Consider the following 16,018-nt stretch of genomic DNA (forward strand, 5'->3'; position numbering starts at 1 on the left):
CAGTAGGAGTGTGATGTCGCCGACCACCTACGCACCTGCCTTCGCTACGTTGGCTCCGGCTTCCGCTTCGATCTGTTCGACCATGAGGCGCGCCTGACGACGGCGCTTGCGCCGACGCACGTACAGGGAGGGGAGCATGATCGCCAGGACGATCAGGGACTGGACCACTCCGACGATCGCCGAGTTCACCCCGGTCGCGGCAAGCACACCACCTCCCGCACGCAACGCGCCGAACAGGAACGCGACGAAGATGGCAAAGATCGGGCTGAACCCAGCCACGAGCGCCACGAGCAGTCCTTCCCATCCGTAGTTGTTCGACAGCCCTGGGTTCACCCGGAACGCCACCCCAGAGAGGATCACCCCACCAGCAAGGCCAGCGAATGCTCCTGACATGAGCAGGGCACCGCTACCGAAGGCGAGGTCGGACACTCCCGCCCGCTTCGCGGTACGCTTGTTGAGGCCGAACATCCTGAGCCGGAACCCCCACGTGGTCCGAGCGATCGCGAACCCGGCCGCGAGCGCCAGCCCCAGCGCGAGGAAGATCCCCACATGGAGCCGGTATCCCGAACCGGAGATGAGCACGGGAAGGCGCGCTGTCGCACTGACCGGATCGCTCTGTGGCGCCGCAGGCTGGATCGATCCCTCAGGGACGGTCTCCTGGAGCAACCACGAGCGGTTCACCAGGTACGAGACCAGAGCGAAGGCGATGAAGTTGAGCAGGAGCGTCGTGATGACCTCGCTCACGCGTGCCTGGTGGCGGAGAATCGCAGCGATGCCGGCCCAACAGGCTCCCCCAAGTGCCGCAGCGAGGAGCACGGCGGGAAGAACCAACACGATCGGGCCGGGCACGGTCAGGCCGACGACCACTGCCAACGTCGCTCCGATGACGAACTGCCCCTCCTGACCGATGTTGACAAAACCTGCTCGACCGGCGATCGCCGCACCGATCGCCACGATGAGGAGCGGGCCGGTGTGGTTGAGGGTGGTCACAAAGGATGACAACGACCCGAGACTGCCCTGGAGCATCGAGCTGAAGGCAGAGCCGGGCGGGTTCCCCGCGATCCAGAGCAGCGTGGCGGCGAGAGCGAGCGCCGAGAAGACGGCGATGGCGGCGAGACCGGCGAACCAGGCGAGGTCGGCCGCAGCAGCGGGCGTCAGCCGGCCCCGCATCCGGTAGAGGACGTCCCTGGGCGAGGTGGTCACTCCGTCTCACCACCCATCAGGAGGCCGAGCCGTCCGAGGTCGACGTCTGCACGGAGCATCTCGCCCACGACTGCCCCTCGGAAAATCACCGCCACTCGGTCTGCCAAGGCGAGGATCTCGTCGAGTTCGGTCGACACCAACAGGATGCCGGCCCCCTCGCTCGCCGCGAGTCTGAGGCGGTGCCACAAATACTCCATGGCCCCGACATCGAGTCCCCGTGTCGGCTGCTCGGCGATGATGAAATCTGGTCTTCGCGACAGCTCCCGGGCGAGCACAACCTTCTGCTGGTTGCCACCGGAGAGAGTCCACATGGGAGCGTGTACATCGCTGCACATGACGTCGAACTCCTCGACCAACATCCTGGCGTTGGCGTCGATCGCTTCTCGATCGATCACGCTGCTGCGTGTCACCGAATCCAGGTGGTTGAGCACCAGGTTCTCGGCGATCGACATGTCGAGCACGCAACCCGAGTCGTGGCGTTCGGCAGGGACTACTCCGAGCGCAGAGAGATCCGCTGGCACGCCTTCACCACAGTCGGCTCCGGCGATCGACACCGACCCCGTTCCGCCCGGGATTAGCCCGCTCAACACCTCGACCAGGACGCTCTGACCATTGCCCTCGACACCCGCAAGCCCGACGATCTCACCCCGTCGCACCGACAGTGAGAACTCGTCGAGCAAACGGTGGCCGTCATCGCTGTGCACGGTCAGCGAGTCGATCTCCAATGAGCGATCAATCTCGGCCTGGCGCTCGATGTCCGCGTCAAAGGCCTCGTCGACGTCACCGAGGCCGAGAGCCGCACCTTCACGATCGAGCGCGACGTCCCGCCCAAGCATGAAGCTCGCCAGTGACGGGGCATCGGTCTCCACCGTCGGCATGGATGCCACGACGGCACCCGACCGCAACACCGTGACCCGATCGGTTGCAGCGAGGATCTCCGAGAGCCGGTGGCTGATCAGTACTGCGGCGTAGCCGTGATCGTCGACCATTGACCGCAACACGGTGAAGAGCCGCACCGACTCTGCCTGGGTCAGGACCGAAGTGGGCTCATCGAGGATGATCACCTTCGGATCGCTGCGGAGGCACTTGATGATCTCGACCCGCTGACGCATCCCAGCCGACAAGTCCTCCACCCGTGCCATGGGGTCGACCTCGATGCCGAAGCGCTCCCCAATCGACTCGACGAGACCGATTGCCCGTCTGGGACTGAACCGTTCGGCGTCACCAAGCAATACGTTCTGCCACACTGTGAGCGAGCTCACTAGGCTGAAGTGCTGGTGGACCATCCCCACCCCGGAGCGGGCCGCCACGGCAGGATCACCTGGTGCCAGGGCGGTCCCGTCAACCACGACCCGGCCGCGGTCAGCCGTCTCTACGCCGACCACCACCTTCATCAGCGTCGATTTCCCTGCTCCGTTCTGCCCGAGCAGGCCCATGACCTCGCCTGGACGGACCTCAAAGGAGATGTCGTCGCACGCGACCAGAGGCCCGAACAGCTTCGTCACCCGGTCGATAGCCAGGAGGGGGTGCTCGCTCTCAGCGTGACCATGGCCGGCAGTCGGCATCGTCGTCCCGTCGACGGTCATTCGACCCTCTCCATCTCGAGGCTGGTCGGACCGCTGCCGCTGATCTGGATGACGTCCATCGGGCAGGCCGAGACGACTACATAAGCGTCCAGCTCGGCCCGTAGCTCCACTCGGTCGCCGGGCTTCGAGGTGGCTTCGCGGTAGTCGATCGTGCCATCGGCCATCGGCGGGGTGTTCATGAAGAGGTTGACCGGGTTGAGGGGCTGACGTCGGGGGTGAACCCCAAAGCCACGGCGCACTCGCGGAGGTTCTCTTCGCAGCTGTCGTGGTGACCTTCGACTCCGAGCTGCCGGTAGCGCTCTGGGTCACACGCGGCGATGAGCAGATCGTGGATCCCCGGAGACGTGTCGGACACCAGGGTGAGGATCGGGCGGCGCCGGTTCGTGAAGAAGGCCTCACCGATCGCCGGAAACAAGCGACGCAACGCAGACCGGGTGTGGGAGGCACTGAGATGTTCGGTGGGGTCCTCGGCGACGAACGCGAAGAGGTCCCCCACCTGTGCCCCGTGGACGTCGCGCACAGCGAGGGTCTCGCCACGGCGCACCAACACGCCTCGTCCCTTGCGGGCAGGTACTTCCACGCGCGGACCCCATTCGAGAGACTGCCCGGAATCGGGTGCGGTCACGTCGTCGCCTCCTTCTTCGCCTCGATGATCGGCGGATCGGTGTCTCGGGTTCCTGAACCGAGCGCGATGCGAGGGTCGTGGCCTGCCGCGAGGAGCAGGCGCAGCAGTGTCACCACCTTGGTGACGGGCAAGGTCGGAGCGGGGATCAGGCCCGCAGCAAGCAAGTCCCGCTCCGATCCCTCGAACCCATAGGTACGTCGAAGTGGCGGGCCAGCGCCGGTACGCGTCGTGTAGACCACCGGTATCTCGCCGGCCAGCCAGGCGAGGGGCGATACCCAGCTCGGTGGCACGTGGCCACCTCCCAGGGCCGCAACGACGACACCGTCGACCGATCCGTCGACGAGCACCGACACCGTCGACGGATCGGCTCCGGGCAGCGAGGACACGAGCACCACGTGGGAGGGATGCAGCGTGCTCGGGTCGGGCCGGATCGGGCCCAGGCGCACACGCGGCGACAGCACCAGCTCGGGCGAACCCTCGACCACCCATCCGAGCGCTCCAGGGACAGACTCGAAGGCGGCCGGAGACGCGGAGTGGCCCTTGGTGACCAGTGCCCCAGCGTGGATCTCCGAGGACAGGACGGCGGTGACGCCGATGCCGCGGCACGTGTCGGACCGGGCGACGGTGACCGCGTCGGCCAAGTTGGCGAGCCCGTCAGCGCCCGGCTGATCCCCAACCCTCATCGATCCGGTGACCACCACCGGCATCTCGTCGTCGTGCATGAGGTCGAGCGCGAAGGCGAGCTCCTCGATGGCGTCGGTGCCCTGGGTCAGCACCACGCCACGCCGGCCAGCAGCGGCCTCGGCGGAGATGGTGGCGGCCAGCTCCACCCACTCTTCGACCCCGAGCGCACCGCTCGAGGTCTGGTGGACCTGGGACGTCGTGACCGGGCCAAGTCCCGCTGCCGCAGCCAGGTCGGCGACGCCCTCCACGGGAACAGCTCCCTGTCCCTGGTCCTGCATCGCGATCGTGCCACCCAGGCCCATGATGAGGATCTCGTCGTCGTCGATCGGTCGCCCCGTCTCCCCCACGCGTCCCACCTACCGTCGGACAGAGACCGGTGCGCCATTCACCGAATCCGCAGCGCGGTATCGCTCGATCAGCCAGGTGTTGAAATCGGCCAGCACCGACTCCTGCCAGGAGTAGCGACCACGTGGGGCAAAGCGGGACTCCATGCCTCGCTGGACGGCGGTGTTCGCGGGGAGGTCCTGGTTGTTGAAGAACTCGACCCCGCTTACCTGCATCTCGAGCGTCTGCCTGAACAGCGGTAGCTCGACGGTGCTCTTCGGGAAGATGTAGGCCATCGAGAGCGTGTGGGTGCCGGGTCCAGTCGGCAGCACGGTGAACCAGAACGCCGAGTCGCACTGGATCCCCATCATCAGCCCGGGCGGCACGTAGACGAACTGGACGCTGTTGCGCTCGACCTCAGTCAGAGTCTCGATCGTGGGGAACAGCGCCTTCTGGATCGGGTTGAAGCCACCCTCGGCAACCTCGGTCGGATGGTGCCCGTACATGTAGGCCTGACCCGGCTCGAAGAGGGCGTAGTTGATCGTCGAGCTCGGGGCGAAATCGTGGATGATGGCGTGGAGACGGTCGGGGTGATACCCCTCCATGAAGTTCTCGACCATCACCTTCCAGTTGAACGGCAGATCCTCGATGAGCTCGGGATCAACGGTGACCATCTCGTCGATGTGCCAGTTCTGGAGGAAGGCATCGAGGGGGCCGAGCCGAGGAGCGAGAGGCTCGGCATCACCGCTGAGGTTGATGAAGATGAAGCCCTGCCATACTTCCACTCGAAGTTCAGGTAGGCGGATTGTGGACTTGTCGAAGCCGTTCGTCCTGTTCATCTCCGGTGCGCCGAGCAGACGGCCATCGAGGTCGTAGATCCACCAGTGGTAGGGACACTTGAAGGTCCGGGTGTTCCCGCTCGTCTCGGGAGGAAGCTCCAGCCACTCCTCCTTCGGACGTTCCCCCGGGGCGGTGACACACATTGCCCGATGCTGGCACACCGAGGACAGGACCTTGACCTCGCCCTCGGAGCTGCGGACCACGATGAGTGACTCGCCCAGCACAGTGATGGTGAAGAAGTCGCCGGTGTTCACCACCTGATCGCTTCGCCCCACACAGATCCACTCCCGCTCGAACACCGCCTGCATCTCGAAGTCGAAGAAGGCCGAATCGGTGTACACGCTCGGTGGCATCCCCACCGCGTCAGCAAAGCTCCCAGCAGAGCGATCGAACTCCTCGAGGGGGATCGGGCTGGCAAGCCCCGACGCGTTGGGTCCAGTTGTCATTCATCCCTCCGAGGAAGATACGGCCTGTTGACCTGATTGTCTGTCCAACGGACAGGATCGTGCACGGTGTGCCCGATGTCAACTCGGGCGCGTCCCGCTCGTGACGCGCATCAGAGACCTGCCGCGCGGGGCGCGGAACGTCGAAACCGGGCAGGACCAGGGTGTGCCTTGGCTTGTGTTCGGGAGCGGCTCGACCAGAGACCGGCCGCGACTCAGCGGCGGCGGCGAAGCCTCGCTCGAGGTCGGCGATGATGTCGTCGAGGGTCTCGAGCCCGACCGACAGGCGCACCAGGCCGGGCTCGACCCCCGACTGCAGCTGCTCCTCCTCGGAGAGCTGGCTGTGGGTCGTGGTCGACGGCTGGATCACCAGGCTGCGGGTGTCGCCGATGTTGGCGACGTGGTAGTGCAGCTCGAGCGCCTCGACGAAGCGGCGTCCCGCCTCCTGACCACCCTTGATCACGAAGGCCGGCACCGAACCGGCCCCCTTGGGGGCGAGACGCTGGGCCCGCTCATACCACCGGCTCGACGCCAATCCGGCGTAGGCCACCGACTCCACCTGATCATGTCCCTCGAGGAACTCGGCCACCGCCTGCGCGTTGGAGACGTGGCGCTCCATGCGCAAGCTCAGGGTCTCGAGCCCCTGCAGGAAGTAGAAGACGTTCTGCGGGCTGATCGCCGTTCCCAGATCTCGCAACAGCTGCACCCGGGCCTTGGCGATGAACGCGCCGTGGCCGAGCATCGGGAAGTACTGCAGGCCGTGATAGCTCGGGTCGGGCTCGGTGAAGTTGGGGAACCGCCCGCTCGCCTCGTAGTCGAAGGTGCCACCGTCGACGATCACCCCACCGATCGAGGTGCCGTGACCGCCGATGAACTTGGTGGCCGAGTGGACCACGACGTCGGCACCCCACTCGAGCGGCCTGATCAGATAGGGCGTGGCCACGGTGTTGTCGATCACCAGGGGGATCCCGTGCTCGTGGGCGATGGCCGACACCCCCTCGAGGTCGAAGATGTCGTTGCGGGGATTGCCGATCGACTCGCCGTAGAACACCTTGGTGTTGTCGCGGACCGCGGCCCGCCACGCGTCGAGGTCGTCGGGGTCGTCGATGAAGCTGACCTCGATGCCCATCTTGGGCAGCGTGTAGTGGAACAGGTTGTAGGTGCCGCCGTAGAGCGAGGCGGACGACACCACATGGCTGCCCGACTCGGCCAGGTTGAGGATCGTCAGCGTCTCGGCCGACTGGCCGCTGGAGACCGCGAGCGCTCCGGGGACACCAGCAGCGGTCTCGGCGATCCCACCCTCGAGCGCGGCCATCCGCGTCTCGAACACCACCTGGGTGGGGTTCATGATCCTCGTGTAGATGTTGCCCGGCTGGGCGAGCGCGAACAGGTTCGCCGCGTGTTCGGCGCTGTCGAACCGGTACGACGTGGTCTGGTAGATGGGGACGGCCACCGCCCCGGTCGTGGGGTCAGCCTGCTGTCCAGCATGGATCTGGCGGGTCTCGAAACCCAGGTCGCGGTCGGTCATCGGTCCTCCTGTGACGAATCCGCCGCAGCCTAGACCCTCAATTCCCGACCTGGCCAGTCAGAATTAGCCCTGACCGCCCGACACGTCCTGCACCCGGGTCTTCCCCGCCGAGATCCACGGCATCATCTGGCGCAGCTCGGCGCCCACCTTCTCGATGGGGTGGTCGTGTCCCCGGCGCTCCAGCTCGAGGAACCGTGGACGCCCAGCACGGGACTCAGCGATCCACTCCTCCGCGAACTTGCCGGAACGGACCTCGTCGAGGATCACCTTCATCTCGGCCTTCACCGCGTCGTTGATCACCCGTGGGCCCCGTGTCAGGTCCCCGTACTCGGCGGTGTCCGACACCGAGTAGCGCATCCCGCCGATGCCCTGCTCGTACATGAGGTCGACGATGAGCTTGAGCTCGTGGAGGCACTCGAAGTAGGCCGACTCGGGCTGGTAGCCGGCCTCGACCAAGGTCTCGAACCCGGCTTGGACCAGCGCCGTCAACCCTCCGCAGAGCACCACCTGCTCGCCGAAGAGATCGGTCTCGGTCTCTTCCTCGAAGGTCGTGCGCAACACCCCCGCCCGGGTGCCGCCGATGGCGTCGGCATAGGCCAGCGCCAGCGCCTCGGCCGAGCCGCTGGCATCCTGGGACACCGCGATCAGACACGGCACTCCCCCGCCTTCGCTGTAGGTGCGCCGCACCAGGTGACCCGGACCCTTCGGCGCGACCATGGCCGAGTCGACCCCCGCGGGCGGCACGATCTGGCCGAAACGGATGTTGAACCCGTGGGCGAAGAAGATGGCATCGCCCTCTGAGAGGTGCGGCTCGATCGACTCCGCGTACACCGACCCCTGCTCGGTGTCGGGCAACAAGATCATGATGAGATCGGCCTCGGCGGCAGCGTCGGCGACCGAGAGCACCCGCAAGCCGGCCTCCTCGGCCTTGGCGACCGAGGAGGAACCCTCGCGCAAGCCCACCCGCACGTCGATCCCCGACTCCTTGAGGTTGAGGGCGTGGGCGTGGCCCTGCGAGCCGTATCCGATCACCGCCACCTTGCGATCGGCGATGAGCGATCGGTCGGCGTCCTTTGCGTACAACACGTTGGCCACTGAGGGTCTCCTGTTCAGGTCCGAGTTGGTTTCAGGGGGTTCGTTCGAGCTTGGGGAGCGCCACGCGACCGGTTCGCTGGAGCTCCACGATCCCATAGGGTCGCAGCAGCTCCTCGAAGTCGTCCACCTTGACCGGACTCCCCTCGAGGGCGACGGTGATGGCCGCGTGGGTGACGTTGAGGATCTTCGCCTCGAAGATCTGCACCAACTCGAGGACCCGGGCCCGCTCCTCCCCCTCGGCCTTGACGGTCGCGAGCAACAGCTCACGTTCGACCGAGTGCCGCGGATCGAGCTCGCTGATCGACACCACGTTGATGAGCTTGAACAGCTGCTTGACGATCTGGTCGAGCGGCGCCGACTCGACGTCGACGACGATGGTGATGCGGCTGAGCGACTCGTCGTCGGTCGGCGCCACCGCCAGCGACTCGATGTTGTAGCCCCGCCGGGCGAACAGACCCGCGACCCGCGCAAGGACTCCCGCCTTGTTCTGCACCAGGACCGTGAGGGTGCGGTGGCCGAACTCGGTCATCGGAGCTGCCCCTCCTGCGACGGCTGCACCACGACCTCGGAGTTGGTAGCCCCGGCCGGGACCATGGGAAACACCTTCTCGCGGGCGTCGGTGCGGAAGTCGATGACCACCGGCCGGTCGTTGATGGCGTTGGCCTTCTCGATCGCGGCCGGCACCTCCTCGGGCGACTCGACCCGCATCCCGACACACCCCATCGACTCGGCCCACATCTTGTAGTCGGGAAGGTCGGGCGACAGGTAGACCTCGGAGTAGCGCTCCTCGTAGAACATCTCCTGCCACTGCCGCACCATTCCGAGGTAGGCGTTGTTCAAGATGGCGACCTTGACCGGGATGCGTTCGGCCGCGGCGGTGACCAGTTCCTGGGCGGTCATCTGGAAGCAGCCGTCGCCGTCGATGGCCCAGACGGTGCGGTCGGGCTTGCCGACCTTGGCGCCGATGGCCGCCGGCACCGAAAAGCCCATGGTGCCCAGACCGCCGGAGTTCACCCAGGTGTAGGGATGGTCGAAACCCCAGTACTGGCTGGCCCACATCTGGTGCTGGCCGACCCCGGACACCAGGATCGTGTCGTCGGGGGTCGTCGGCGAGTCGCGCAGCTGCTCGAGCACGTACTGCGGCTTGAGCGCCTCGCCCGGATCGGACGGCTCGTAGGCGAGCGGATACCGCTCCTGCCACCCACTGACCCGGGATCTCCACTCGGAACGGTCGGCCTGGGACTCGGCGCCACCGCGTTCGCGCAGCACCGACACCAGATCCTCGATCACCAGACGGCAGTCGCCGACGATCCCGACATCGGGCCGGCGCACCTTGCCGATCTCGGCCGGGTCGATGTCGGCGTGGATGATCTTGGCGTCGGGAGCGAAGCCGTCGAGCTTGCCGGTGACCCGGTCGTCGAAGCGGCTGCCCAGCGCCACCAACAGATCGGCCTCCTGCATGGCGGTGATCGCGGTGTAGGTGCCGTGCATGCCCGGCATGCCGAGGGCCAGCTCGTGGCTGTCGGGGAACGCACCCCGGGCCATCAGCGTGGTCACGACGTGGATGCCGGTGAGCTCGGCGAGCTCGCGCAGCGCCTCGGCCGCCCGCGCCTTGAGGATGCCACCACCCACGTAGAGCACCGGTCGGCGCGCCTCGCAGATGAGGTCGGCCGCGGCGCGGATCGCAGCGGGATCACCGTGGGTCTCGGGCTGGTAGCCGGGCAGATCGACCGACTCGGGCCAGTACCACTCGAGGGCCGAGGCCGGGTTCTTGGGATCGACGATGTCCTTGGGGATGTCGACCAGGACCGGGCCGGGGCGACCGGTGGTGGCGATGTGGAAGGCCTCGCGGATGATGCGGGGGATGTCGGCCGCGTCGGTCACGAGCTCGTTGTGCTTGGTGACCGACCGTGTGATCCCGACCGTGTCGCACTCCTGGAAGGCGTCGGTCCCGATCGCCCCGCTCGCCACCTGGCCGGTGATGACCACCATGGGGATCGAGTCCATGTAGGCATCGCAGAGGGGGGTGACGATGTTGGTGGCGGCCGGCCCACTGGTGACCATGGCGACCCCGGGACGGCCGGTCGCATGGGCATAGCCCTCGGCCATGTGGCCGGCGCCCTGCTCGTGACGCACGAGGATGTGGCGGATCGGCGAGTCGATGATCGGGTCGTACACCGGGAGGATGGCACCGCCGGGCAATCCGAAGATCACCTCGACACCTTCCATCTCCAGACTCTTGATCAGGGCGTGTCCACCGTTGGTCAACATGTGGGGATCCTCGAGTTCGTACAGGTCAGCATTGGGGTCGACAGGGCTGAGTGGTCAGGGAGACATGGTCCGAAAAACGACGACGACCTCCCGATGGGGAGGCCGAGGAGCGCACGCGGGGAGAGCGACAGCGTGCGCTAGGACACTACGAGAAGCTCGAACACGGTGCTCACGTGCACCAGTCTGGCAGCCACGGTCACCTCCCCGCAACACGACTCGCCACTACGGCGGGATCAGGCCTCGGTGACCGCCCCTCGCTCGGCCCCCTGGACCAGCCGGGCGAACTTGGCCAGCACCCCGGTGGTGTAGCGGGGTTCGGGCAGCTTCCAGTCCGCCCGGCGGGCGGCAAGGGTGTCCTCGTCCACCAGGAGATCGATCCGGTGCGACGCGACGTCGACCAGGATCCGGTCGCCCTCCTCCACAAAGGCGATCGGCCCGCCGGCGACCGCCTCGGGAGCGACGTGGCCGATGCAGAAGCCGTGGGTGCCTCCCGAGAAGCGTCCGTCGGTGAGCAGCGCCGCGTCGCCACCGCGGCCCACGCCCTTCATGGCGCCGGTGATGGCCAGCATCTCGCGCATCCCGGGACCACCCTTGGGGCCCTCGTAGCGGATGACCACGATATCGCCGGCCTCGATGCGACCGGCGAGGACCGCCTCCATGGCGGCGTCCTCGCCATCGAAGACCCGGGCCCGACCTTCGAAGTGATCGAAGTCGATCCCCGCGACCTTCAGCACCGCGCCATCGGGAGCGAGCGAACCTCGCAACACGGCGATGCCACCGATGTCGTGGATCGGATCATCGAAGCGGTGCACGACCTCGCCATCGGGTCCCGGCGGGTCGATCATGGCCAGGTTCTCGGCCACGGTCTTGCCGGTGACGGTCACCTCGTCACCGTGCAGCACGCCGGCTTCGAGCAGCATCGCCATCACGACCGGAACCCCACCGATCCGGTCGATGTCCCACATGTGGTACTTGCCGTGGGGCTTGGTGTCGGCCAGATGCGGCACGCGGGCCGCCACCTTGTTGAAGTCCTCGAGCTGCAGGTCGACCTGGGCCTCGTTGGCGATGGCCAGCAGGTGCAGCACGGCATTGGTGGACCCACCGAGGGCCATCGTCACCGCGATGGCGTTCTCGAACGCGCCCTTGGTGAGGATGTCGCGGGGGCGGATGCCCAACCGCAACAGGTTCACCACCGCCGCACCGCTGGCGACCGCGAACTCGTCACGGCGGCGGTCGACCGCGGCCGCCGAGGCGCTGGCCGGCAGCGACATGCCCAGCGCTTCGGCCACCGACGCCATGGTGTTGGCGGTGAACATGCCGGCGCAGGCGCCGATGGTGGGACAGGCCTCGCGCTCGATGGCGTCGAGCTCGGCGTCGTCGATGTTCCCCGCCGCGCGAGCCCCCACCGCCTCGAACACGCTGGTGATGTCGAGCACCGTGCCGTTGTGGTTGCCGGGAAGGATCGACCCCCCGTAGAGGAAGACCGACGCCAGGTTGATGCGGGCCGCGGCCATGAGCATGCCGGGCAGTGACTTGTCGCATCCCGCCAGGGTGACCATGCCATCGAGGCGTTCGGCGTGCATCACGGTCTCGACCGAGTCGGCGATGACCTCACGGGAGACGAGCGAGGCACGCATCCCCTCGTGGCCCATCGAGATGCCGTCGCTGACGGCGATGGTGGTGAACTCGAGCGGGTAGCCACCAGCGTCGCGGACGCCCTGCTTGGAGCCCTTGGCGAGCCGGTCGAGCGGCATGTTGCACGGCGTGACCTCGTTCCACGACGAGGCGATCGCCACCTGGGGCTTGCCCCAGTCGGCGTCGGTCATGCCGACCGCACGGAGCATGGCCCGTGCCGGCGCGCGCTCGTAGCCGTCGGTGACCTCGTGGGATCGGGGCTTCATGGGATCGCTCATGCCCGCAGACTAGTGAGCCTCACGATCTAACATGACCTCGAATGACACCAGCGACCGACCAGCACGCCGCGGTGACCGGCGAGGGCATCACCAAGCGGTGGGGCTCGACGAGCGTGCTCGAGGCCGCATCGTTTCGCATCGGCAGCGGAGTGACGGGACTCCTCGGTGCCAACGGTGCCGGAAAGACGACCCTGCTCGGCATGATCCTCGGCCTGCACCGGGCCGACAGCGGCACCCTCACGGTCCTGGGCCACGATCCCACAGCGCTCGGGGCCGAGGTGCGGGCCAGGATCGGGTACTCACCGGAGCATCACGTGCTGCCGCCCGACATGCGGGCCCACGACCTCGTGGCCCTCATCGCCAGGGTGCATGGCATCCCCCGGCGGGCCGCCACCACCCGTGCCAGCGACGCCCTGTGGCTGGTGGGTCTGGGCGAGGAGCGCTACCGGGCGATCGGCACGATGTCCACGGGACAACGCCAGCGGGTCAAGCTCGCCCAGGCGATCGCCCACGATCCGGTGCTCGTGCTGCTCGACGAGCCCACCGACGGGCTCGACCCGGTGCAGCGCGAGGAGATCCTGGCGCTCATCCGACGTATCGGCACCGAGTTCGGCATCGACGTCGTGTTGTCCTCGCACCTGCTCGACGAGGTCGAGCGGGTCTGTGACTCGGTGGTGATCCTGGGCAACGGCGGCGTGCTCGCGTCGGGGGCCATCGAGGACATCCGGGGCGACAGCACCGGCATCGTGGCCGAGGTCGACGATCACCTCGACCTGGTGGCGGCCGCGCTCGAGGCTGCCGGTTGGATCGTTGCCATCGACGGCACGCGTCTGAGCGTGGACCTGCACCCCGCCGATGTCGACCGAGGGCTCGACGCCGTGCGCGACGCCGTCTCCGAGGCGAACGCCCCCCTGCGGTCGTTGGTCCCCCAGCGCCTCAGCCTCGAACAGGTCTTCCTGCAGGAGCTGGCGTGAGCGATGGTGGGCCGATGAGCGACGCGGCACGCATCGCCGACCAGGGCTACCGCTCCTACGGCGGGCCACGCCACGGCACCGCCGGGTCGATCCGTGCGGTCACCCTGCACAGCATCGCTCGGGTGCTCGGCATCCGACGGGGAGCGATGGCCAAGGTGCTCCCGGTGATCATCATCGTCTTGTCGATGCTGCCCGCGGCCGTGTTCGTCGGCATGGCGGCGGTCCTGCCGGGGTCGCTGATCGAGGAGGGGGTGCTCCCCAGCTATGGCCAGTACTACGGCTACATCACCTCGGCCATCGTCATCTTCGCCGCGTTCGTCGCCCCCGAGCTGCTCTGCACCGACCGGCGCACCCGACTGCTGGGGCTGCTGCTTGCCTCGCCACTCGATCGCATCACCTACCTCCTGTCCAAAGCGCTCGCCGTGGCCATCTCGCTCGCCGTGGTCACGATCGGCCCGCCCCTGCTGATGCTGCTTGCCTTCACCTTCGAAGGGGCCGGACCCGCATCACCGGCCGACTGGCTGACGGTGTTGGGCCGGATCCTCCTGGCCGGCGCCGTCATCGCCGCGCTCCACACCTCGCTGTCGCTGGCGGTGTCGAGCTTCACCGACCGCAACGCGCTGGCCTCGGCCGGGATCCTGCTCACCCTCCTGCTCAGCGGCATCGTGACCAGCGCGCTCATCAACGGCGCCGAGTTGTCCTCCACGCTCGCGGTGCTCGACCTCCTCGGTCTTCCCTTCGAGCTGATCACCCGCATCTACCCCGACGTCGATCCGGCACGGCCCGAGCTGGCAACCGGACTGGTCGCCGCCGCCAACGCAGGCTGGACCCTCGTCTTCGCGGTCGTGGTCGTGGTGCGGTACCGGCGTCTGGTGGTCACCCGATGAGCCCGGCGACGATCCACTTCGACGAGGCCTCGAAGCACTTCGGCGATCTCGTCGCGGTGTCAGAGGTGAGCTTTCGGATCGGGGGCGGGGTGACGGCGCTGCTCGGCCCCAACGGTGCCGGCAAGTCCACGGTGCTGCGGATGATGTGCGGGATGATCGCTCCCACCCTCGGCAGGGTCAGGGTCCTGGATCGAGACCCCCGACGCGAGACCTCGCTGGCCGGCGACATCGGCCTGGTGTCCCAGCACGACGGCCTGTTCGACCGCCAGCGAGCACTGGAGTTCGTCGCCCTTGCCGCCACCTTGCAGGGCATCGCCGACCCGACCGCGGCCGCAGCCGCTGCCCTCGAGACCGTCGAGCTCGATCCCGCCGACCGACGCGTCCTCGGCACCTACTCCAAGGGCATGCGCCAGCGGGTCAAGCTCGCGCAGGCGCTCGTGCACGATCCCCGTGTGCTGATCCTCGACGAGCCCCTCACCGGGCTCGACCCGCGGCAGCGCTCGCACATGATCGAGCTGTTCCACCGTCTGGGCGACGAAGGGCGGTGCGTGGTGGTGTCGAGCCACGTCCTCGACGAGGTCGAACGCATCGGCTCGCGCATCCTCGTCATCGCTCAGGGCCGGTTGGCCGCCGAGGGCGACTTCCGCGCCATCCGGGCGCTGATGGACGACCGCCCCCACCGCATCCGCCTCCGCTCCGACCATCCTCGCGAGCTGGCCGGGGCGCTCCTGGCCGCGGGAGCAGCAATGGCGGTGCGCCTCGACGGCGCCGACGGCGTCATGGTCGAGACCACCGACATCGTCACCTTCCGGACCTCGGTGGCCACCCTCGCTCGGCGGAGCGACGCTCGCCTCTATGAGTTGGTCGGCCTCGACGACGACCTCGAGAGCGTCTTTCGCTACCTGGTCGGAGGTCGGTGATGGGCCGGCTGAGGCCGTTTCGGGCCCTGACCACCACCCTGGTGTCGGTGTCGGTGAGCCGGGCGCGCCTGACCGGTCTCGTCGCCCTGGGCGCCCTCGCCGTCGTGGTCGGGTTCGCGATCGGAGCCGCCGGACCGTCCTCGGCGACCCAGGCCGGCGCCGACCTCGTCAACGCCTACGGGCTCACCATCCTCGCTCCGATCGTGACCCTGGTGATCGCCTCTGCCACCCTCGGCGACTGCCTCGAGGACAACACGCTGGTGTACCTGTGGCTGCGACCGATCCCCAGGGCGCTGATCGTCGCCTCAGCGGGCGCGGCCGCACTCCTGACCGCAGGACCCACCGTGGTGGTGTCGCTGGTGATCGCCGCCGCGCTCACCGGTGGTGGGGGCACTCTGGTGGCCGCCACCGCGCTGGCCGCGATCCTGGCGGTGGTCGGCTACCTCGGGCTGTTCGTCCTGCTCGGACTGCTCACCAAGCGCCCGCTCGCCTGGGGCGTGCTCTACATCCTGATCTGGGAAGGGTTCATCGCCAGGGCCGGCACCTCGTCCAGTCAGCTCTCGATCCAGTACTACGCCAGGTCGGTGCTGGCCGAGATGGCCGAGGTGAGCCTGCGGCTCGGCGACGCCTCGATCGGTGTCGCGGTGGTCGTCCCGGTGGCGGCGATGGTGGTCGGCCTTGCGGCGGCGACGTTTCGGCTCAGGCACCTCAGCGTGGCCTGAACC

At 67.7% G+C, this 16,018-nt stretch carries 14 protein-coding genes and 1 pseudogene; 4 read left to right on the forward strand and 11 right to left on the reverse strand.

Annotated elements, in window-relative coordinates; all coding sequences use genetic code 11:
* Positions 1-27: 27 nt before the first annotated feature.
* From U5K29_10150 to ilvD, 11 genes and pseudogenes are all read right to left on the reverse strand, one after another.
* Entirely contained in the window at positions 28-1,203 is a 1,176-nt protein-coding gene (locus tag U5K29_10150; protein MDZ7678900.1) for a hypothetical protein, read from the reverse strand.
* On the reverse strand, positions 1,200-2,789 hold the full coding sequence (locus tag U5K29_10155; GenBank protein ID MDZ7678901.1) for an ABC transporter ATP-binding protein: 1,590 nt from the start codon (positions 2,787-2,789) through the stop codon (positions 1,200-1,202). Before U5K29_10155 ends, U5K29_10150 begins: the two co-directional genes overlap by 4 nt.
* Complete coding sequence (locus tag U5K29_10160) at positions 2,786-2,968, reverse strand: hypothetical protein (GenBank protein MDZ7678902.1); 183 nt, start codon at positions 2,966-2,968, stop codon at positions 2,786-2,788. Before U5K29_10160 ends, U5K29_10155 begins: the two co-directional genes overlap by 4 nt.
* Complete coding sequence (locus tag U5K29_10165) at positions 2,965-3,369, reverse strand: urea carboxylase-associated family protein (GenBank protein MDZ7678903.1); 405 nt, start codon at positions 3,367-3,369, stop codon at positions 2,965-2,967. Before U5K29_10165 ends, U5K29_10160 begins: the two co-directional genes overlap by 4 nt.
* A gap of 41 nt (positions 3,370-3,410) precedes the next feature.
* Positions 3,411-4,445, reverse strand: a complete 1,035-nt coding sequence (locus tag U5K29_10170) for an asparaginase domain-containing protein (GenBank protein MDZ7678904.1) — start codon at positions 4,443-4,445, stop codon at positions 3,411-3,413.
* A 9-nt stretch (positions 4,446-4,454) separates the two neighbouring features.
* The gene (locus U5K29_10175; protein ID MDZ7678905.1) at positions 4,455-5,603 is read right to left on the reverse strand and encodes an aromatic ring-hydroxylating dioxygenase subunit alpha; all 1,149 of its coding nucleotides are present in this window, start codon (positions 5,601-5,603) and stop codon (positions 4,455-4,457) included.
* Positions 5,604-5,625: 22 nt separating this feature from the next.
* On the reverse strand, positions 5,626-7,233 hold the full coding sequence (locus U5K29_10180) for a bifunctional o-acetylhomoserine/o-acetylserine sulfhydrylase (GenBank protein MDZ7678906.1): 1,608 nt from the start codon (positions 7,231-7,233) through the stop codon (positions 5,626-5,628).
* 63 nt (positions 7,234-7,296) lie between these two features.
* A complete protein-coding gene (gene ilvC / locus U5K29_10185; protein ID MDZ7678907.1) occupies positions 7,297-8,328 on the reverse strand; it encodes a ketol-acid reductoisomerase in 1,032 nt (343 codons plus the stop codon).
* Positions 8,329-8,359: 31 nt separating this feature from the next.
* The gene (ilvN, locus tag U5K29_10190) at positions 8,360-8,857 is read right to left on the reverse strand and encodes an acetolactate synthase small subunit (GenBank protein MDZ7678908.1); all 498 of its coding nucleotides are present in this window, start codon (positions 8,855-8,857) and stop codon (positions 8,360-8,362) included.
* Between the two features lie 26 nt (positions 8,858-8,883).
* Positions 8,884-10,599 (reverse strand): annotated as a pseudogene (locus tag U5K29_10195) (acetolactate synthase large subunit).
* A gap of 233 nt (positions 10,600-10,832) precedes the next feature.
* Positions 10,833-12,512 (reverse strand): dihydroxy-acid dehydratase, encoded by a 1,680-nt coding sequence (ilvD, locus tag U5K29_10200; protein MDZ7678909.1) that lies wholly within the window; start codon positions 12,510-12,512, stop codon positions 10,833-10,835.
* A 41-nt stretch (positions 12,513-12,553) separates the two neighbouring features.
* Between ilvD and U5K29_10205 the strand changes: the two genes are divergently transcribed.
* Genes U5K29_10205 through U5K29_10220 form a run of 4 tightly spaced genes read left to right on the forward strand, consistent with a single transcriptional unit; the run spans position 12,554 to position 16,015 of the window.
* On the forward strand, positions 12,554-13,486 hold the full coding sequence (locus tag U5K29_10205; GenBank protein ID MDZ7678910.1) for an ABC transporter ATP-binding protein: 933 nt from the start codon (positions 12,554-12,556) through the stop codon (positions 13,484-13,486).
* Positions 13,483-14,373, forward strand: a complete 891-nt coding sequence (locus tag U5K29_10210) for an ABC transporter permease (protein MDZ7678911.1) — start codon at positions 13,483-13,485, stop codon at positions 14,371-14,373. Before U5K29_10205 ends, U5K29_10210 begins: the two co-directional genes overlap by 4 nt.
* Positions 14,370-15,293 carry an ABC transporter ATP-binding protein gene (locus U5K29_10215; GenBank protein MDZ7678912.1) on the forward strand — a complete coding sequence of 308 codons (924 nt, stop codon included), beginning with the start codon at positions 14,370-14,372 and terminating at the stop codon, positions 15,291-15,293. The genes U5K29_10210 and U5K29_10215 overlap by 4 nt, the downstream gene beginning before the upstream one ends.
* Complete coding sequence (locus U5K29_10220) at positions 15,293-16,015, forward strand: hypothetical protein (GenBank protein MDZ7678913.1); 723 nt, start codon at positions 15,293-15,295, stop codon at positions 16,013-16,015. Before U5K29_10215 ends, U5K29_10220 begins: the two co-directional genes overlap by 1 nt.
* The last annotated feature ends 3 nt before the right edge of the window (positions 16,016-16,018 follow it).

This window comes from Acidimicrobiales bacterium (assembly GCA_034521975.1).
GTDB lineage: Bacteria > Actinomycetota > Acidimicrobiia > Acidimicrobiales > SKKL01 > SKKL01.